Raw genomic sequence first — 18,815 nt, forward strand, 5'->3', positions numbered from 1 at the left:
CCCCCCTGGGGGGGCTTCGGCGGGACGTGGACCGTCCGGTGGACGGTCCGCGCCAGCCGAAGGGCCGGGCCACTGGCCCGGCGCGGCCAGCAAGGCGCGCCGAAGGCGCTACGGGGGGGGGCCATCAGACCGGGGGCTCGCGGAACTCGATGTACGAGCGGTCGCGCAGGTCCTTGGCCCACTCGGTGTAGGCGTCGTCGAACTTGCGCTCGCGCAGCACGTTGCGCGCCTGCTCGCGCACCTGACGCGCCTCGACGGCCGTGTCGCGGCGCTCGAGCACCTGGATCAGGTGCACGCCGAAGCGTGAACGCACCGGCGGCGACACGCCCTCGATCGGCAGCCGGTTCATCGCCTCCTCGAACTCCGGCACCATCGTGCCGGGCGCGAACCAGCCGAGGTCGCCGCCCGACGGCGCCGAGCCGTCTTCGGAATACTGGCGCGCGACGTCCTCGAAGCGGCGCTGGCCGGAGACGATCTGGCGGCGGAACTCCGCCAGGCGCTGCGCCGCCATCTCGGGCGACACCCGCTCGGACGTGCGCACGAGGATGTGCCGGGCGTGCGTCTGGGTCACGCGCACGGCCATCGTCTCCTTGCGCTCGACGACCTTCAGCACGTGGAAGCCGGCGCCGGAGCGCACCAACTCGGGCTTGACCTCGCCGGCCGGCACGTCGCGCACGGCCTCGACGAAGAGGTCCGGCAGCCGCGCCGACGGGCGCAGGCCGATGACGCCGCCACGCTCCTGGTTCGCGTCCTCGGAGATCTCGCGCGCGACCGCGGCGAAGTCCTCGCCGCCGCGCACCCGCGCCAGCGCCTGCTCGGCGCGCGCCTTGCGCGCCGCCAGCACCTGCTCGTCGCCGCCCTCGGGCACGATGACCAGGATCTGCGCGATGTTGAGCTCGACGTCGGCCTGGGTGGCGATGTTCTGCTGCGCCAGGTAGCGGTCGACCTCGCCGTCGGTGACGCGGATGCGCTGGTAGACCTCGCGCTCGCGCACACGCTCGATGAGGATCTGGTCGCGCAGGTTGGCGCGGAAACGCGCGTAGTCCAGGCCGTCGGCGCGCAGGCGCTCGCGCAGCTGGTCGGCCGTCAGCTGGTTCTGCGCCGCGACGCTCTGGATCGCGCGGTCGACCTCCGGGTCCTCGACACGGATGCCGCTGTCGCGCGCATAGGTGACGATCGCACGCTCCTCGATCAGGTCGTCGAGCACACGCTTGCGCACCACCTCCAGCGACGGCTGCGCGCCGCTGCGGGCGGCCGCCTGCAGGACGCGCTGCACACGCGACTCGACCTCGGCGGCGGTGACGGCCTCCTGGTTGACGATGGCGACGATGTAGTCGCCGTTGCGCTCGCGCTGCTGGGCGGAGGCCCCGAGGGCCGCGGCGCACAGCGCGAGCGCCAGCGCGGCGCGGCGCCAGACGTGGATGGAATCGGTCATTCGGCGGAGGAGATGGGGTCGCGGCGGTCTTCGCGCAGCAGGGTGTAGCCCGGGATATTGTCCTTCAAGACCCCGAGCGGATTGGAGCCCAGGCGCGACAGGCCGACGAGCTCGAGCTGGAACATCAGCCGGGTCGTGGCCTCGCTGCGCCCGGTGGACAGCCGCTCGGCGACGAAGCGCCCGATCCAGCAGCCGGCGTCGTACTCGACGCCGAGGATCGAGTCGGTGATGCGGCTGTCGCGCATGCTGTAGTTGAAGCGCCCGACGCCGTACCAGGTGCCGCTGCAGCTGCCGGCACCGGCGGCCGCCGCGACGCCGGAGCGTGCGCCGCGGTCGGCCGCGGTCGGCACGCGGCCCCACAGCGGCCACTGCCAGCCGACCTCGACCTGCTCGCTCAGCCCGCGCGCGAAGCGGTAGGTGGTGCTGATCGTGCGGAACGGCCCGGGCGAGTAGCGCGCCCCGACCACCGAGCGCACGGTGCGCGAGATCTCCGGGCTGTACTGCACCGTGCCGTCCAGCGTCCAGGACGGCAGCAGCGAGGTCGAGCCCAGCAGCAGCACGTCGGAGAAGCGGCGGTCGTAGGTCTGGCCGTCGGGCGTGCCGTCGGCCTGGAGGGTCACGCGCTGGTCGGTGAACAGGTAGCGCTGCACGACGCCCAGGCGGAACAGCTCCTTGCCGTTGCCGGCGTCGACGACACGCGAGGTCACGCCGGCGGTCAGCTGGTTGGCGTCGGACACCCGGTCGACGCCCGAGAAGACGTTGGGCGAATAGATCGACTGGAAGTTGAAGTCCTTGCCGAAGGAGTCGAAGTTCGGCAGGTCGGACTGCTTCTCGTAGGGCGTGCGCACGTACAGCAGGCGCGGCTCCAGCGTCTGGCGCAAGGCGCGGCCGAAGCCCGAGGTCTCGCGTTCGAGCTCGACGCCGAAGTCCAGGCTGAAGGTCGGCACCGAGCGCGAGGCGCTGCGGTCGCCGTCGGCCATGCGCTGGTCGGTGCGGTAGCCGGCGGCGTTGAGCGCCAGCCGCGGCTCCAGCCACCAGCCGGGATCGCCGAAGCGGTGGGCCACCGACGCCAGCAGGTGCACGCGGTCGCCGGTCAGGCGCGTGCCGTCGTCCTCGCCGGAAGGCAGCGTGAAGCGGTTGAACTCGGTCTCGGCGCTGTAGTCCAGGCCCGCGGCGCTGCCGCCCAGGCGCACGCCGGTCTGCGGGCTGCGCTGGTACGGCGAGAACACACGCTGGTCGCTGTCCTGCAGCACCTGCCAGCGCTGCACGCGCAGGTAGGCCAGGCCTTCGGCGTCGCCCAGGCGCAGCGGCTGCTCGACGTCGGCGGCCGAGCTGAGCAGGCGCGGCGTCAGGCTGCGGCGGGCGTCGGGGAAGTCCTTCCACCAGCCGTCGTCGGAGACGCGGCGCAGGTCGGCGGCATAGGTCGCCGAGCTGCCGAGGCGGCCCTCGTGCTGCCAGTGCCAGGCGCTGCGCGAACGGCCGGCGACACGGTCGTTGGGCAGCAGGTCCAGGTCCAGCGTGCCGCCGAGCGAAGGCTCGAGGTAGCGGAACTGGCTCTGCACGCCCAGCCCGCGGCGGGTGGACAGCCAGGGGGCGATCGTCGCGTCGCGGTTCGGCGCGATGTTCCAGTAGTAGGGCACCGTCAGCTCGAGGCCGCTGCGGCTGTCCAGGCCGATCGACGGCGGCAGCCAGCCCGACTTGCGCTCGTCGGTCAGCGGGAAGCTGATCTCCGGGCCGGCGAGGATGGGCGTGCCGAGGAAACGCAGCACGGCGCCTTCGGCGACACCTTCGTTGGCGTCGAAGTCCATGCGCACCTCGCGCGCCTCGAGCACCCAGGCGGGCTCGGCGCCGCCGTCGCGCGGGCAGCTGGTGTACAGCGCGTTCTTCAGCTGAGCGCGCGAGCTGTCGAGAAAGTCGATGCGGTCGGCACGGCCGCCGGAGCCGAACTGCAGCAGCTCGAACTCGGGCTCGAGGAAGAAGCCCTCGAAGCGCTGCACGCGCAGCTGCAGCTCGGGGCCCCAGTAGACCGAGCCTTCGCGCTCGATGCGCACATGGCCGCGCGCGACGGCCAGGTCCTCGGCCTGGTCGTAGCTCAGGCGGTCGGACTGGATGACGGTGCCGCCGCGGCGGAACTCGGCGTCGCCTTCGGCGACGGCATCGAGGTTGGGGCGGGCGCGGATCTCGTTCGCGCGCAGCACGATCGGCAGGCGACGGCCCGCCTCGCCGCCGGGCGCGGGCTGGAGCTTGCGGTCGGGGATCAGCTGCGGCGGGGACGGCGGCCCGTTTTCGGCCGGGGCATCCGGGGCTTGCGCCCGGACACCCGCGCCGACGAACGCCAATCCCGCCGCCAGCGCCAGCGGTGTCAGTCGCATTTGTAGAATCGATTATCCATGAGCGACAGCCTGCCCACCGCCGTCGTCGCGTGGCCCGACGAGGGCCGCCGACTCGCCTTCGAGCGCTGGCTCGACACCATCGCCGAGCGCCACCGCATCGACCGCGCCACGCTCGCGCCCGCCTCCGCCGACGCCAGCTTCCGCCGCTACCTGCGCGTGGCCGCCGGCCGCGGCAGCCTGATCGTGATGGACGCGCCGCCGCCGCAGGAGGACGTGCGCCCCTTCGTGCACGTCGCCGGCCTGATCGAGGCCGCCGGGCTGAATGCGCCGAAGGTGCTGGAGTGCGACGCCGAGCAGGGTTTCCTGCTGCTCACCGACCTCGGCCGCAGCCTGTACCTGGACGCGCTGCGCGACACCGAGGGCCGCCATGCCGACGCCCTGATGCGCGACGCGCTGCGCGCGCTGGTGCAGTTCCAGGGCCATGTCGACGCCTCGACGCTGCCCGAGTACGACGAGGCGCTGCTGCGCCGCGAGCTCGCGCTGTTCCCCGAGTGGTGCGTGCAGCGCGAGTTCGGCATCACCTGGGGCGACAAGGAACACGCGGCCTGGAACCGCGTCTGCGATGCGCTCGTCGCCAGCGCGCTGGCGCAGCCGCAGGTGGCCGTGCACCGCGACTGGATGCCGCGCAACCTGATGGTCGCCGAGCCCAACCCCGGCATCCTCGACTTCCAGGACGCGGTGCGCGGCCCGATCACCTACGACGTGGCGTCGATGCTGCGCGACGCCTTCCTGTCCTGGGACGAGGCGCAGGAGATCGACTGGGCGGTGCGCTGGTGGGAGCAGGCGCGCCGCGCCGGGCTGCCGCTGGGCGACACGATGGGCCACGACTTCGGCGAGTTCTGGCGCGCGCTCGAATGGATGGGGCTGCAGCGCCACCTGAAGGTGCTGGGCATCTTCTGCCGCCTGAAGCACCGCGACGGCAAACCTCGCTACGCCGAGGACCTGCCGCGTTTCTTCGACTACGCGACCCGGGTCGCGATGCGCTACGCGCCGCTGAAGCCGCTGCTGCCGCTGCTGCAGCCGCTGTCGGGCCGGCGCGTCGAGACCGGCTTCACGTTCTAGCCCGGAATCCTCGCGGCAGGACGGATCCTGCACCGGCGATAGCGCCGAACTGGCAGCGCATGACGGTGCTCGGCATGGCCGGAGAGGCGCAGACCCACCCGTCGGACTGACCGGAGCCTCCCTCGCGGAGGGAGGCTGGAGGGAGCCGTCGAACGAGCTGGAGCACCCTCTCGGAGGGGACTCGAGGAGCCGTGCGTAGAGCCATCGCCCAGGCGCCTGCGCGGCAGAAGCCGCGCAGGCTCCTAGGCCACCAGCGCCAGCGGGCCGCCGCAGGCGGCCAGCCAGGGGTCGCGGTCGTCGCCGCCGAAGGCCTGCACCAGGAACTCGATCAGCGCGCGTGTGCGCGCCGGCACGTGCTTGCGGCTGGGCATCGCGGCCCAGATCGACAGCCCCGCCAGGCGCCACGACGGCAGCACACGCTCGACACGGCCGGCAGCCAGCGCCTCGTCGAGCATCAGCGTCGGCAGCGCGGCGACGCCCAGCCCGGCCTGGGCGGCGGCGAGCTGGGTCTGCAGGTCGTCGCAGTGCAGCGCGCCGGCCTGCTCGGGCACCACCGTCTCGGCGGCCTCGCCGGCGTCGCCGCGGAAGAACACCAGCCCGCGCGGCTGCACACCCGGCTGGAACAGCAGCTCGTGGCGCGCCAGGTCGCGCGGGTGGCGCGGCCGGCCGTGGCGCGCCAGGTAGCCCGGCGCGGCGCAGAGCAGCACCTCCGAACGCGCCAGCCGGCGCGCGACGAAGTCGCCGTCGATCGGCCCGCGCAGCGTCAGCAGCGTGACGTCGTAGTCCTCGTCGACGGTCTCGACACGGCAGGGCGACACCAGATCGATCGACAGCCTGGGATGCTGGGCCGAGAAGCGCGCCAGGTGGCGCACCAACTGGTGCGCCGCCAGCGCCGACGGGCACAGCAGGCGCAGCGGCCCGCTCAGCTCGCGCGTCGATTCGCCGGCCAGCGCGTCGGCCTCGTCGACGTCGGCCAGGATGCGGCGCGCGCGCTCCAGGTAGCTCTCGCCGACCTCGGTCAACGCGACGCGGCGTGTCGTGCGGTTCAGCAGCCGCGCGCCCAGATGCGCCTCGAGCTCGGCGACGACCCGCGTGACGACCGGCGGCGCCATGTCCAGCGCCCGCGCCGCACGCGCGAAGCCGCCTTCGTCGACGACGCGCACGAAGACCTTCATCGCGCGCAGCTGGTCCATCGCGGCTCCCGGCCCTGGGTTCAGCGGAAGGCAGCGACCACCTGCGCCACCGCGGCCGTCAGCCGCTTGGCGTAGGGCACGTGCAGGAACTCGTTGGGCCCGTGGGCGTTGCTCTTCGGGCCCAGCACGCCGCAGACCATCATCTGCGCCTTCGGGAAACCGGCCTGCAGCATGCTCATCAGCGGGATCGTGCCGCCCTGGCCGATGTAGCCGACCGGAGCGCCGAAGTGCGCGTTCGACGCCGCGTTCAGCGCGTCTTCCAGCCACGCCGGCAGCTCGGGCGCGTTCCAGCCGCTGGCGCCCAGCGCGCCGGCGCGGCCGTCGGGCACGAAGCTCACACGCGCGTTGTACGGCGCGTTGTCTTCCAGCAGCGCCTTCAGCCGCACGCTGGCCTCGTGGCCGTCGACCAGCGGCGGCAGGCGCAGGCTGAGCTTGAACGCGGTGTAGGGGCGCAGCACGTTGCCGGCGCTCTTCAGCTCGGGGAAACCGTCGACGCCGGTGACGCTGAGCGTCGGCCGCCAGGTGCGGTTGAGCAGGCCTTCGACCGGGTCGGTGGTCGTCGGCAGCGCCGGGTTGCCGTCGGCGCCGCAGACCCAGGGCATGCGCTTCCAGACGTCGTCGCCGAGGATCGCCGCGGTGGCCCGGGCCTGGGCGACACGCGACGCCGGCACCTCGCAGTGGAAGAACCCGGGCAGCAAGTGGCCGGTCCTGGCGTCCTCCAGCCGGTCGAGCACCTGGCGCAGGATGCGGAAGCTCGACGGCACCAGGCCGCTGGCGTCGCCGGAGTGGATGCCCTCGGTCAGGATCTCGACCTTCAGCACGCCGCTGACCATGCCGCGCAGGCTGGTCGTCAGCCACAGCTGGTCGTAGTTGCCGGCGCCGCTGTCCAGGCAGACGACGAGGCCGACTTCGCCGAGGCGCGGCTTCAAGGCGTCCAGATAGGCCGGCAGATCGTGCGAACCGCTTTCCTCGCAGGTCTCGATGACGCCGACGCAGCGCGGGTGCGGCGTGCCCTGGGCCTTCAGCGCCTCGATCGCGGTGACCGCGGCGTAGATCGCGTAGCCGTCGTCGGCGCCGCCGCGGCCGTAGAGCAGGCCGTCGACGTACTTCGGCGTCCAGGGGCCGAGGTCGTGGCGCCAGCCGCTGAACTCGGGCTGCTTGTCCAGGTGGCCGTAGAACAGCACCGTGTCGCTCGCCGCGCCGGTGGCCGCGATCTCGAAGAAGATCACCGGCGTGCGCCCGGGGATGCGCACGATCTCGATCGCCAGGCCCGGCACGCGGCGCGCCTCGACCCAGGCCACGGCATCCTGCACGACACGTTCGATGTGGCCATGGGCCTGCCAGTCGGCGTCGAACATCGGGCTCTTGGCCGGCACGGCGATGTAGTCGGTGAGGGCGGGCACGATGCGCTCGTCCCAGGCGCGGTCGACGAAGTCGGCCAGCGGCAGGTGGCGGTCGGGGGCGTTCATGGGCGGCTCCTGCATCAATTCGGCGATCCCGCCAGTGTAGGACGGCCGCCCCCGCGCCCCGAGGGGAAGCCGGGCTTCGCAGCGCCGGGGGCCGCCGCTATCCTGGGCCGATGACCACCGACTTCTTCCGCCTCGAACTCGCCGATAACGGCGTCGCCCACCTGCAGCTCGCCCGCCCCGAGCGGCTGAACACGATGACGCCGGCCTTCTTCCCGGCGCTGCGCGAGGTCGTCGAGTCGCTCAACGCCGAGGGCCGCACGCGCGTGCTGGTGATCTCGTCGACCGGCAAGCACTTCAGCGCCGGCATGGCGCTGGACGTCTTCGCCAGCGACCTGTCGCTGCTGGACACCGGCAACGCGCGCCGGCGGCTGGCCTTCCAGGACTCGCTGCGCCAGCTGATGCGCTGCTTCGACGTGCTGGAGTCGGCGCGTTTCCCGGTCATCGCCGCGGTCCAGGGCGGCTGCATCGGCGGCGCGCTCGACCTGGCCGCAGCCTGCGACCTGCGCGTCTGCTCGGCCGACGCCTTCTTCACCGTGCAGGAGATCCAGATCGGCATGGCCGCCGACCTGGGCGTGCTGCAGCGCCTGCCGAAGATCGTGCCGCCGGGCGTCGCGCGCCAGATGGCCTACACCGGCGAGCGGGTTGGCGCCGAACGCGCGCTGGCCGTCGGCCTGGTCAACGCCGTGCTGCCCGACGCCGCGGCGACGCTGGACCACGCCATGACGCTGGCCGCCGAGATCGCCGCCAAGTCGCCGCTGGCCATCGCCGGCAGCAAGCTGGCGCTGAACTACGCCATCGACCACCCGACGGCCGACGCGCTGGAGCAGATGGCGCTGCTGCAGAGCGCGATCTTCGACATCGGCGAGATGGCACAGGCCATCCAGGCCTGGCAGAGCAAGCAGCCGGCGGGCTTCGACCCGCTGGCCCCGGTCCCGCGGGTCTAGGACGCAATGCGGCCAGGGGAAGAAAGGGGTCAGGTCTGTTGAGACCTGACCCCTACCACCCGAGCCCCTCCAGGCGTGCCGTTGGCGGCGGGACGAACGGAAGAACGAGGAAGAACGGGACGAACGGGGTCAGGTCTGTTAAGACCTGACCCCTACCCCCGGTGCCGCGCGTCTAGCCTTCGGGAAGAACGGGGTCAGGTCTGTTGAGACCTGACCCCTACCCCCGGTGCCGCGCGTCTAGCCTTCGGCTTCGCGCTTCGCACGCAGCGCCGCCAGCACCTCGTCGGTGTCCTGGCCCAGCGCCGGCGCGTTGCGGCGGTGGCTGCCCGGCGTGCGCGACAGCTTGGGCACGATGCCGGGCACGGTCAGCGTGCTGCCGTCGGCCAGCGTCACCGGCAGCAGCATCTCGCGCGCCGCGTAGTGCGGGTCGTGCGCGATGTCGGCGGCGGTGTAGATGCGGCCGACCGGCACCGCGGCGGCGTCCAGCGCGGCCAGCACCTCGTCGACCGTGCGCCCGGCGGTCCAGGCGCCGATCGCGGCGTCGATCTCCTGCACACGCACGACGCGGCCGGTGTTGTCGGCCAGTGCCGGATCGGCGGCCAGGTCCTCGCGGCCGATGGCCGTCATCAGCCGGCGGAAGATGCTGTCGCCGTTGCCGGCCACCAGCACCTGGCCGTCGCGGCAGGCGTAGGCGTTGCTCGGCGCGATGCCCGGCAAGGCGCTGCCGGCCGGGCCACGCACGGCGCCGAAGGCGCTGTACTCGGGCAGCAGGCTCTCCATGCAGTTGAACACCGCCTCGTAGAGCGCGACGTCGATGATCTGGCCGCGGCCGCTCTGGCCGCGCTCGTGCAGCGCCATCAGCACGCCGATGACGCCGTGCAGCGCCGCCAGCGTGTCGCCGATCGACACGCCGACCCGCACCGGCACGCGCCCGGGTTCGCCGCTCAGGTGACGCAGGCCGCCCATCGCCTCGGCAACGACGCCGAAGCCGGGCTTGTCGCGGTACGGCCCGGTCTGGCCGTAGCCGCTGACACGCAGCACGATGAGCCGCGGGTTGGCCTCCATCAGCGCCTCGGGCGCGAGGCCGAAACCTTCCAGCGCGCCGGGGCGGAAGTTCTCGATCAGCACGTCGGCTTCGAGCGCCAGCTCGCGCACCACGGCCTGGGCCTCGGGGTCCTTCAGGTCCAGCGCCACCGAACGTTTGTTGCGCGACTGCAGCTGCCACCAGACCGAGGTGCCGTCCTTCAGCAGCCGCCAGCGGCGCAGCGGGTCGCCGCCGTCGGGCGGCTCGATCTTGATGACCTCGGCGCCGAAGTCGGCCAGGGTCTTGGCGGCAAACGGCCCGGCGATCAGCTGGCCGAGTTCGAGCACCTTGAGCCCGGCGAGCGGGCCGCCGGCGGCGGGCTCAGCCCATGCAGAAGACGTTGAGCTTGTGGCCATCGAGATCGCGGAAGTAGCCGGCGTAGAAACCTTCGCCGCGCGGCCCGGCGGCCCCTTCGTCGGCACTGCCGAGTTCGAGCGCCTTGCGGTAGACGCGGTCGACGGCCTCGCGGCTGTCGACCTGGAACGCGACCATCACGCCGTTGCCGACGCTGGCGGCCTGGCCGTCGAAGGGCTTCATCACGCCCAGCATCGGCTGCGCCATCGAGCGCCCCCAGGCGTAGCCGCGGCCGAAATCCATCATGCGCTTGGCGCCGATCTCGGCGAGCAGCGTGTCGTAATACGCCGCGGCGCGCGGCAGGTCGTTGGTGCCCAGGGTGACGTATCCGATCACGGCCAGCTCCTCGTGCCAAAGGTGCCCGAGTCTAGGCGCGGCCGGCCGCGCCGGGAGCGCGTGCCGACCCGGCCCCCGCTCACCGCGCTCGAACTGGTGCATCGGGGTCAGGTGCATCGGGTGCATCGGGTGCATCGGGGATGCATCGGGGTCAGGTCCCGCGGGACCTGACCCCACCCGGCGCTGACCCCACCCGGCGTCGGCTCACCCGCGCTGGAACTTGAACACCGCGACGCTGGCGCGCAGGTTCGGCAGCGTGCGCACGACGCGCCCGTCCTGCAGCCCGAAGGCGTCGCTGATCTGCAGCCCGTTCTTGCGCGCCAGCACCTCGAAGTCGGCATAGGTGCCGACGCGGATGTTGGGCGTGTCGTACCACTCGTAGGGCAGGGCCCGCGTCACCGGCATGCGGCCACCGACGACCCGCACGCGGTTGGGCCAGTGGGCGAAGTTCGGGAAGCTGACGATGCCGATGCGGCCGACGCGCACCGTCTCGTGCAGCATGCGTTCGGCATTGCGCAGGTGCTGCAGGGTCTCGATCTGCAACACGACGTCGAAGCTCTGGTCGTCGAACAGCGCCAGCCCTTCTTCCAGGTTGAGCTGCACGACGTTGACACCGCGCTGCACGCAGGCGAGCACGTTGGCGTCATCGATCTCGATGCCGTAGCCGGTGCAGCCCTTGTGGCGCTGCAGCCAGGCCAGCAGCTCGCCGTTGCCGCAGCCCAGGTCGAGCACGCGGGCACCGTGCGGCACGAGGTCGCCGATGATCTGCAGGTCGCGGCGTTCAGACATGGGCGGCCTCCGTCTTCACGGCGCCGACGCGCGCGGCGACGCCCTCGAAGTAGGCGCGCATCACCTGGTGGTAGCGCGGGTCCTCCAGCAGGAAGGCGTCGTGGCCGTGCGGGGCGTCGATCTCGGCGTAGCTGACGGCGATGCGGTTGTCGACCAGCGCCTTGACGATCTCGCGCGAACGCGCCGGCGAGAAGCGCCAGTCGGTCGTGAAGCTGACGACGAGGAACCGTTTGTCGCGTGCCGGCGCGAAGGCCGCGGCGAGCCGGCCACCGTGTTCGCGCGCCGGGTCGAAGTAGTCGAGTGCGCGCGTGATCAGCAGGTAGGTGTTGGCGTCGAAGTAGGCGCTGAACTTGTCGCCCTGGTGGCGCAGGTAGCTCTCGATCTGGAACTCGATCTCCTGCGTGCTGTAGCCCAGCTCGGCGGCGCGCAGTTCGCGGCCGAACTTGGCCTCCATCGCGTCGTCGGACAGGTAGGTGATGTGGCCGATCATGCGCGCCACGCGCAGGCCGCGCTGGGGCACGACGCCGTGTTCGTAGAAGTGGCCGCCGTGGAAGTCGGGGTCGGTGACGATCGCCCGGCGCGCGACCTCGTTGAAAGCGATGTTCTGCGCCGACAGGTTGGGCGCGGTGGCCACCGCGATGCAGTGCTCCAGGCGCTCGGGGTGGCGCATCGCCCAGGACAGCGCCTGCATGCCGCCCAGGCTGCCGCCCAGCACCGCGGCCAGCTTGGGGATGCCCAGGCGGTCGATCAGGCGCAGCTGCGCGTCGACCCAGTCCTCGACGGTGACGACCGGGAAGTCCGCGCCCCAGGCCTTGCCGGTGGCCGGGTTGACGTGCGTCGGCCCGGTCGAGCCGAAACACGAGCCCGGGTTGTTGACGCCGATGACGAAGAAACGCTCGGTGTCCAGCGGCTTGCCGGGGCCGACGAGGTTGTCCCACCAGCCGGTGGCGCCACGCTCGTCGACACCGGCCACGTGGTGGCTGGCGTTGAGCGCGTGGCACACCAGCACCGCGTTGCTGCGCTCGGCGTTGAGCGTGCCGTAGGTCTCGTAGACCAGCGAGTAGGAGGGGAGCGACGCACCGCTGCGCAGCGGCAGCGGTTCGTCGAAGTGCATCGTCTGGGGAGTGACGCGTCCGACCGAAGCCATAAGCAAAAACCCGGCGCCGCCGTCAGCGGGCACCGGGTCTCGGTGTCCTCTTTAGCGGCATTTGTTGAAGCGCCCGCAATCAGGATCAAATCGGCGCTGGAGGAAGGAGTATAGCCACCGGCACATCGCTGCCGGCGCCGTGCGTCAGCCCCTGGGCGGCGCGGTGTCGATGAAGCTGGGGCGTGCCGCCAGCTTCTCGGCCAGCCTGGCGAGGTTCGGGTAGGGGCCGCGCCAGTCGACCTCGGGGAAGCGGAAGTCGAGGTAGCCCAGCGCGCAGCCGACGGCGACGTCGGCCAGCGTGTAGTGGGTGCCGGCGCACCAGGGGCGCTCGCCCAGGCCCTGGCTCATCGCCTTCAGGCTGGCCTGCACCTTGGCCATCTGGCGGTCGATCCAGGCCTGCGAACGCTGGCCTTCGGTGCGGCCGTTCCAGGTGGCTTCGAGGCGGGCGAGGATCAGCGCGTCCAGCACGCCGTCGGCCAGCGCCTCCCAGGTGCGCACCTCGACCCGTTCGCGGCCCGACGGCGGGATCAGCTTGCCGACCGGCGACAGCGCCTCCAGGTACTCGACGATGACACGCGAGTCGAACACCGCCTCGCCGCCTTCCATCACCAGGCAGGGCACCTTGCCCAGCGGGTTGGACTTGAGGATCGTGTCGGTGCCCCAGACGTCTTCCAGCACGAGCTGGAAGTCCAGCTTCTTCTCGGCCATGGCGACGCGCACCTTGCGGACGTAGGGGCTGGTGAGCGAACCGATGAGTTTCATGGGGGGAAGAGAGTTACAGCTTTGGGCTTGCCAGGGCCGATCGATTCTAGCCAAGCCCCCCTGAACCCCCCGGGGCACCCCGCCCCTAGGACCGCTGTAGCGTGAAGTCGACGCTCGCCGGCCGGCCGGGCAGCGCCAGCTCGGCGGTCGCCGGTGCCGCGCGCGACAGCACGCGGCCGCCGCGCACCACCAGCAGGCGCTGGGCGCGCAAACGGATCGCCTCGGCCGGCGAGCGCGCCTGCAGCAGCACGAAGTCGGCGCGGCAGCCGGGCTCCAGCCCGTAGCCCTCCAGCCCGAGGATGCGCGCGTTGTTCACCGTCACCGCGTCGAAACACTGGCGCATGCCGGCCTGCGAGGTCATCTGCGCGACGTGCAGCCCCATCGCCGCCACTTCCAGCATGTCGCCCGAGCCGAGCGAATACCACGGGTCGAGCACGCAGTCGTGGCCGAAGCCGACGTTGACGCCCGCGGCCAGCAGCTCGGGCACCCGCGTCATGCCGCGGCGCTTCGGATACGTGTCGTGGCGGCCCTGCAGCGTGATGTTGATCAGCGGGTTGGCCACCGCGTGCAGCCCGGCCTCGGCCATCAGCGGCAGCAGCTTGCTGACGTAGTAGTTGTCCATCGAGTGCATCGACGTCAGGTGCGAGCCGGTGACGCGGCCCTGCAGCCCCAGGCGCTGGGTCTCGTTGGCCAGCGTCTCGACGTGGCGCGACAGCGGGTCGTCGCTCTCGTCGCAGTGCATGTCCACACGCAGTCCGCGGCGCGCGGCGATCTCGCACAGCAGCTTCACGCTGGCGGCACCGTCCGCCATCGTGCGCTCGAAGTGCGGAATGCCGCCGACGACGTCGACGCCCAGGTCCAGCGCCCGTTCCAGGTTGGCCAGCGCGCCCGGCGAACGCAGCACGCCGTCCTGCGGGAAGGCGACGAGCTGCAGGTCGAGGTAGGGTGCGACGCGCTCTTTGACCTCCAGCAGCGCCTCGACGGCCAGCAGCCGCGGGTCGCAGACGTCGACGTGGCTGCGGATCGCCAGCAGCCCGCGCGCCACCGCCCAGTCGCAGTACTGCAGCGCCCGTTCGACCAGCGCCTCCTGCGTCAGCAGCGGCTTCAACTCGCCCCACAGCGCGATGCCTTCGAGCAGCGTGCCGCTGGCGTTGACACGCGGCAGCCCGTAGCTGAGCGTCGCGTCCATGTGGAAGTGGGCGTCGACGAAAGGCGGGCTGACGAGCCAGCCGCCGCCGTCGACGGCCGGCGTGCCTTCGGGCGCGGTGAGCGCGGGGCCGACGGCGGCGATGCGGCCGTCCTGGACGAGCAGGTCGAGGCCGCTGCGGCCGTCGGGCAGGGTGATGTTGCGAACGAGCATGGGGAGGTCGGCAAGGCGGTGGACGCCGCCGAGCATACGGCGGCGACCGGGGGCCGAAGCTGCGGTCGCCGGCACGCATCACGTTCCGCCCGGACGGGCGGACGACGGCCGACACCGCGCCCGCCGGACGGTTGCGGGCTTGCCCGCCTGCTTGAGGGTGTGCCGCGCCAGCACGGTGTTCGGTGGCACGCCGTTTGCGCCGGCGCGCCGCGAGCCCGAACCACACCAGGAGGATCCCATGGCCCGAACCCCGCGCCTGCCGGCGCACCACGCCGTCGCAGCCGCCGCGATCGCCGCGCTTCACCTCGGTGCATCCGCACAGTCCGCCGACGACGCCGAAGCCGGCAAGCTGCAGACGATCTCGATCACCGCCGAACGCCGGCTGGAGAACATCCAGGAAGTGCCGAACTCGGTCAGCGTGCTGCAGGGCGAGACGCTGGAGGTGCTGAACACCAGCGGCCAGGACATCCGCATGCTGTCGGCGCGTGTGCCCAGCCTGAACATCGAGTCCTCGTTCGGCCGCGCCTTCCCGCGCTTCTACCTGCGCGGCTACGGCAACACCGACTTCCGCCTGAACGCCTCGCAGCCGGTGTCGCTGGTCTACGACGACGTCGTGCAGGAGAACGCGATCCTGAAGGGCTTCCCGGCCTTCGACCTGGAGCGCATCGAGGTGCTGCGCGGCCCGCAGGGCACGCTGTTCGGGCGCAACACGCCGGCCGGCGTCGTCAAGTTCGACTCGGTGGCGCCGACGCAGCGCTTCGAGGGCTACGGCAGCCTGTCCTACGGCCGCTGGAACACCACCAACCTCGAAGGCGCGCTGAACGTGCCGACCTCCGACAGCTCGGCGCTGCGTGTCTCGGTGCTGAACCAGACGCGCAGCGACTGGGTCGAGAACACCAACCCCGACGGCCCGACGCAGGACCTGGAGGGCTACCGCGACAGCGCCGTGCGCCTGCAGTGGAAGACGCAGCCGACGAAGGACTTCAGCGCGCTGTTCAACCTGCACGCACGCGACTTCGACGGCTCGGCGCGGCTGTTCCGCGCCAACATCATCCAGGCCGGCAGCAACGACCTCGTCGCCGGCTTCGACCCCGGCAAGATCTTCATCGACGGCGTCAACCACTCCGAGCTGCAGAACCACGGCGGCAGCGCCCGGCTGCGCTGGGACCTGGGCCCGGTGGCGCTGTACTCGGTGACCGGCTACGAGAGCGTCGAGACCTACAGCCGCGGCGACATCGACGGCGGCACGCCCGGCGGCCCGGGCGTCATCTACTTCCCGTCGGAGACCGCCGACGGCATCCCGAAACACTCGCAGTGGACGCAGGAGTTCCGCGCCGAGTCGACCGGCGACGCCGCGCTGGGCTGGCAGGCCGGCGTGTTCCTGTTCCGCGAGAACTTCGACTTCGAGAACTTCGGCTACGACTCGCTCAGCGCCGGCAACCCGCAGAACTCGTACGAACGTTCGCGCCAGAAGAACGACGCCTGGGCGGTGTTCGGCGCAGCCACCTGGCAGGCGACGCCGGCGCTGTCGCTGCGTGCCGGGTTGCGCTACACGCGCGACAAGAAGGACTTCGACGTGCTCGAGTACTCGGGCGGGCTGGGCAGCCTGGACAAGATCGCCGCGAACACCGAGGACAAGAAGCTCAGCTGGGACCTGAGCGCGACCTACGCGCTGTCCAGGGACGTCAACCTGTACGCACGCGCCGCCACCGGCTTCCGCGCCAGCAGCGTGCAGGGCGCCGGCGCCTACAACGGCCAGTCGATCGCCACGCCCGAGAACAACACCTCGTTCGAGGCCGGCGTGAAGGCCGACCTGTTCGAGCGCCGCGCGCGCCTGGCCTTCAACGTCTTCCGCTACACCGTGAAGGACCAGCAGCTCACCGCGGTGGGCGGCGCGGCCAACTCGAACATCCTGCTCAACGCCGACAAGGCCACCGGCCAGGGCTTCGAGCTCGACCTGCAGGCCTACCTCAGCGAGAACCTGCTGGCCACGCTGGGCGTGGGCTACAACCTGACGAAGATCCACGACAAGGACCTGCTCGTCGCCACCTGCGCGCAGTGCACGGTGAACGACCCGAAGACCGTCATCGGCACCACGACCTACGCGCTGATCGACGGCAACCCGCTGCCGCAGGCGCCCAGGCGCACCGTCAGCTTCACGCTGAAGTACACCCAGCCGCTGGCCGCCGGCGACGCCTACGTGCTGACCGACTGGGCCTACCGCAGCGCGGTCAACTTCTTCCTCTACGAGTCCACCGAGTTCACCAGCAAGTCGCTGCTCGAAGGCGGGCTGCGCGTCGGCTACACCTGGGGCAACGGGAAGTACGATGCGGCGGCTTTCGTGCGCAACCTGACGGACCAGGTCCGGGTCGTCGGCGGCATCGACTTCAACAACCTCACCGGCTTCATCAACGACCCGCGGACCTACGGGGTGCAGTTCAAGGCCAGCTTCTGACGACGATGAAACGCTTCCTCCTGGCCGCCGCGACGCTCGCGGCGGCAGCCACCGCCGCTGCGCAGCCGGCGGTGATCTACGAACTCGGCGGCAAGAACGACAAGTCCTTCGGCGAGGCGGCCTGGCGGGGCGCGGAACAGTGGAAGAAGGAGACCGGCAAGCCGTACCTCGAGTTCGAGATCGCCAACGCCGCGCAGCGCGAGCAGGCCGCGCGGCGTTTTGCCGAACGCGGCGCCGACCCGGTGGTCGGCGTCGGCTTCCCGCAAGCCTCGGCGATCGAGAAGGTGGCCCGCGACTTCCCGAAGCAGCGCTTCGCGATCGTCGACATGGTCGTCAAGCTGCCCAACGTGCAGAGCTTCGTCTACCGCGAGCACGAAGGCAGCTTCCTCGTCGGCATGCTGGCGGCGATGGCCAGCAAGTCGGGCAAGGTCGGCTTCGTCGGCGGCCAGGACATCCCGCTGGTGCGCAAGTTCCTCTGCGGCTACGAGCAAGGCGCGAAGTACGCCAACCCCAAGGTGCAGGTGCTGTCGGCGATGACCGGCACGACCAACGCCGCCTGGACCGACCCGCCGCGCGGCGCCGAGCTGACCAAGGCCCAGATCGCCCAGGGCGTGGACGTCGTCTTCAGCGCCGCCGGCACCACCGGCTTCGGCATCATGCAGGCGGCCAAGGACGCCGGCATCTACGCCATCGGCGTCGACAGCAACCAGAACCACCTGCACCCCGGCACGATGCTGACCTCGATGGTCAAGCGCGTGGACCTCGCGGTCTACCAAGCCTTCAAGGGCGTGCAGCCGGGCGTGACGGTGCTGGGGCTGAAGGAAGGCGGCGTCGACTACGCGCTCGACGAACACAACGCCAGGCTCATCACCCCGGCGATGAAGGCCAAGGTCGAGCAGGCGCGCGCCGACATCGTCGCCGGCCGGCTGAAGGTCATCGACTACACCGCGGCCAACGCCTGCAAGTAAGTCAGGCCGGCAGCGACACGCCCAACGCCGCGGCGTGCGCACGCACCACGGCCTCGGCGGCCGTGCGTTCGCGCTCGCCAAGGAAGGAGTGGCGCGCCGCCTGCACCGCCATCGCCAGCAGGTCGGCCACGGCCAGCGGCGTCTCGCGCAGCAGCGCCGCGGCTTCGGACGAGTGGCTCAGGCAGGACATCAGCCGGTTGTCGGTGTGATAACTCAGGCTCACGCCGGCCCGCCACAGCGCGGTGATCGGGTGCGCCGCCACCGAGGCCGCGGCGCCGGTGTGCACGTTGCTCGTCGGGCAGACCTCCAGGTGCAGCCCGGCGTCGCGCACGCGGTCGAGCATCTCGACACGCGCCGGGTCGGACAGCACCTCGACCAGGCGCACGCCGTGGCCGACGCGCCGTGCGCCATGCTGCAGCGCTTCGAGCACCCGTTCGGCGCCGTCGGCCTCGCCGGCGTGCAGCGTCAGCGGCAGGCCGGCGGCACGCGCGGCGGCCAGCGCGTCGGCGTGGTCGGTCAGCGGGTGGCCGTGTTCGGGGCCGGCGAGGTCGAAACCGACGACGCCGCGGTCGGCCCAGCGCAGCGCCAGCTCCAGCGCGCGGAAGGTCTGCACCTCGGGCAGCTGGCGCATCGCGCAGACGATGAGCCCCGACGGCAGCGGGCTGCGCTTCAGGCCGTCGACGATGGCTTCGACCGCCGCGTCGCCATCGACGCCGTGGGCCTCGAACAGCAGCGGCGCGACGCGGAACTCGGCCAGCAGCGCGCCGTCGGCACGCGCGTCCTCGGCAGCTTCGTAGGCGACGCGCGCCAGCGCGTCGGGCGTGGCCATCGCCGCCACCGTCAAGGCGAAACCTTCGAGGTACTTGGGCAGGCTGCCGGCGTGCGCGTTGGCGTCGAACCAGGCGTCCAGCGCGGCGACGTCGGCCGCCGGTGACGGCAGGCCACGCTGCTGCAGCAGCTCGTGCAGCGTCGAGACACGCAAGCCGCCGTCCAGATGCTCGTGCAGCAGCACCTTGGGCAGCGCGTGGGCCAGCGGGGTGTCGGGGTCGTGCATCGCGGCGGTT

At 71.7% G+C, this 18,815-nt stretch carries 15 protein-coding genes and 1 riboswitch; of the genes, 4 read left to right on the plus strand and 11 right to left on the minus strand.

Annotation, left to right across the window (positions count from 1 at the left end):
- Positions 1-124 precede the first annotated feature (124 nt).
- Both LOC65_RS07330 and LOC65_RS07335 read right to left on the minus strand, forming a co-directional pair.
- On the minus strand, positions 125-1,435 hold the full coding sequence (locus LOC65_RS07330) for a peptidylprolyl isomerase (RefSeq protein WP_009855812.1): 1,311 nt from the start codon (positions 1,433-1,435) through the stop codon (positions 125-127).
- Complete coding sequence (locus tag LOC65_RS07335; RefSeq protein WP_009855813.1) at positions 1,432-3,807, minus strand: LPS-assembly protein LptD; 2,376 nt, start codon at positions 3,805-3,807, stop codon at positions 1,432-1,434. Before LOC65_RS07335 ends, LOC65_RS07330 begins: the two co-directional genes overlap by 4 nt.
- Before the next feature lie 18 nt (positions 3,808-3,825).
- On the opposite strand from LOC65_RS07335, the gene LOC65_RS07340 reads away from it, so the two are divergent.
- A complete protein-coding gene (locus LOC65_RS07340; protein WP_230247071.1) occupies positions 3,826-4,890 on the plus strand; it encodes an aminoglycoside phosphotransferase family protein in 1,065 nt (354 codons plus the stop codon).
- Positions 4,891-5,132: 242 nt separating this feature from the next.
- On the opposite strand, the gene LOC65_RS07345 is transcribed toward LOC65_RS07340, so the two are convergent.
- Together LOC65_RS07345 and LOC65_RS07350 are read right to left on the minus strand one after the other, a co-directional pair.
- Entirely contained in the window at positions 5,133-6,083 is a 951-nt protein-coding gene (locus LOC65_RS07345) for a LysR family transcriptional regulator (protein ID WP_009856184.1), read from the minus strand.
- A gap of 20 nt (positions 6,084-6,103) precedes the next feature.
- Positions 6,104-7,552: a M20 family metallopeptidase gene (locus LOC65_RS07350; RefSeq protein ID WP_230247072.1), complete on the minus strand. Its 1,449-nt coding sequence runs from the start codon at positions 7,550-7,552 to the stop codon at positions 6,104-6,106.
- Positions 7,553-7,662: 110 nt separating this feature from the next.
- On the opposite strand from LOC65_RS07350, the gene LOC65_RS07355 reads away from it, so the two are divergent.
- A complete protein-coding gene (locus LOC65_RS07355) occupies positions 7,663-8,496 on the plus strand; it encodes an enoyl-CoA hydratase-related protein (RefSeq protein WP_230247073.1) in 834 nt (277 codons plus the stop codon).
- 237 nt (positions 8,497-8,733) lie between these two features.
- Here LOC65_RS07355 and LOC65_RS07360 read toward each other — a convergent pair whose 3' ends face one another.
- The 6 genes from LOC65_RS07360 to LOC65_RS07385 all read right to left on the minus strand — a co-directional run bounded on the left by LOC65_RS07360 (position 8,734) and on the right by LOC65_RS07385 (position 14,328).
- Positions 8,734-9,936 carry a CaiB/BaiF CoA-transferase family protein gene (locus LOC65_RS07360; protein ID WP_230247074.1) on the minus strand — a complete coding sequence of 401 codons (1,203 nt, stop codon included), beginning with the start codon at positions 9,934-9,936 and terminating at the stop codon, positions 8,734-8,736.
- A complete protein-coding gene (locus LOC65_RS07365; protein WP_009856180.1) occupies positions 9,902-10,270 on the minus strand; it encodes a VOC family protein in 369 nt (122 codons plus the stop codon). The genes LOC65_RS07360 and LOC65_RS07365 overlap by 35 nt, the downstream gene beginning before the upstream one ends.
- Positions 10,271-10,474: 204 nt before the next feature.
- A complete protein-coding gene (gene metW / locus LOC65_RS07370) occupies positions 10,475-11,059 on the minus strand; it encodes a methionine biosynthesis protein MetW (protein ID WP_230247075.1) in 585 nt (194 codons plus the stop codon).
- Complete coding sequence (locus LOC65_RS07375) at positions 11,052-12,206, minus strand: homoserine O-acetyltransferase (protein WP_230247076.1); 1,155 nt, start codon at positions 12,204-12,206, stop codon at positions 11,052-11,054. Before LOC65_RS07375 ends, metW begins: the two co-directional genes overlap by 8 nt.
- Before the next feature lie 30 nt (positions 12,207-12,236).
- Positions 12,237-12,313: riboswitch (SAM riboswitch) on the minus strand.
- 37 nt (positions 12,314-12,350) lie between these two features.
- Positions 12,351-12,968 carry a glutathione S-transferase family protein gene (locus LOC65_RS07380; RefSeq protein WP_164963488.1) on the minus strand — a complete coding sequence of 206 codons (618 nt, stop codon included), beginning with the start codon at positions 12,966-12,968 and terminating at the stop codon, positions 12,351-12,353.
- 85 nt (positions 12,969-13,053) lie between these two features.
- Positions 13,054-14,328, minus strand: a complete 1,275-nt coding sequence (locus LOC65_RS07385) for an amidohydrolase family protein (RefSeq protein WP_230247077.1) — start codon at positions 14,326-14,328, stop codon at positions 13,054-13,056.
- Between the two features lie 238 nt (positions 14,329-14,566).
- On the opposite strand from LOC65_RS07385, the gene LOC65_RS07390 reads away from it, so the two are divergent.
- Both LOC65_RS07390 and LOC65_RS07395 read left to right on the plus strand, forming a co-directional pair.
- Positions 14,567-16,783, plus strand: a complete 2,217-nt coding sequence (locus LOC65_RS07390) for a TonB-dependent receptor (protein ID WP_230247078.1) — start codon at positions 14,567-14,569, stop codon at positions 16,781-16,783.
- Positions 16,784-16,788: 5 nt separating this feature from the next.
- Complete coding sequence (locus tag LOC65_RS07395) at positions 16,789-17,751, plus strand: BMP family protein (RefSeq protein ID WP_230247079.1); 963 nt, start codon at positions 16,789-16,791, stop codon at positions 17,749-17,751.
- Position 17,752: 1 nt separating this feature from the next.
- Here LOC65_RS07395 and LOC65_RS07400 read toward each other — a convergent pair whose 3' ends face one another.
- Positions 17,753-18,805: an adenosine deaminase family protein gene (locus LOC65_RS07400; RefSeq protein WP_230247080.1), complete on the minus strand. Its 1,053-nt coding sequence runs from the start codon at positions 18,803-18,805 to the stop codon at positions 17,753-17,755.
- Between the last annotated feature and the right edge of the window lie 10 nt (positions 18,806-18,815).

The organism is Rubrivivax sp. JA1055 (assembly GCF_020966565.1).
Lineage (GTDB): Bacteria > Pseudomonadota > Gammaproteobacteria > Burkholderiales > Burkholderiaceae_C > Rubrivivax > Rubrivivax benzoatilyticus.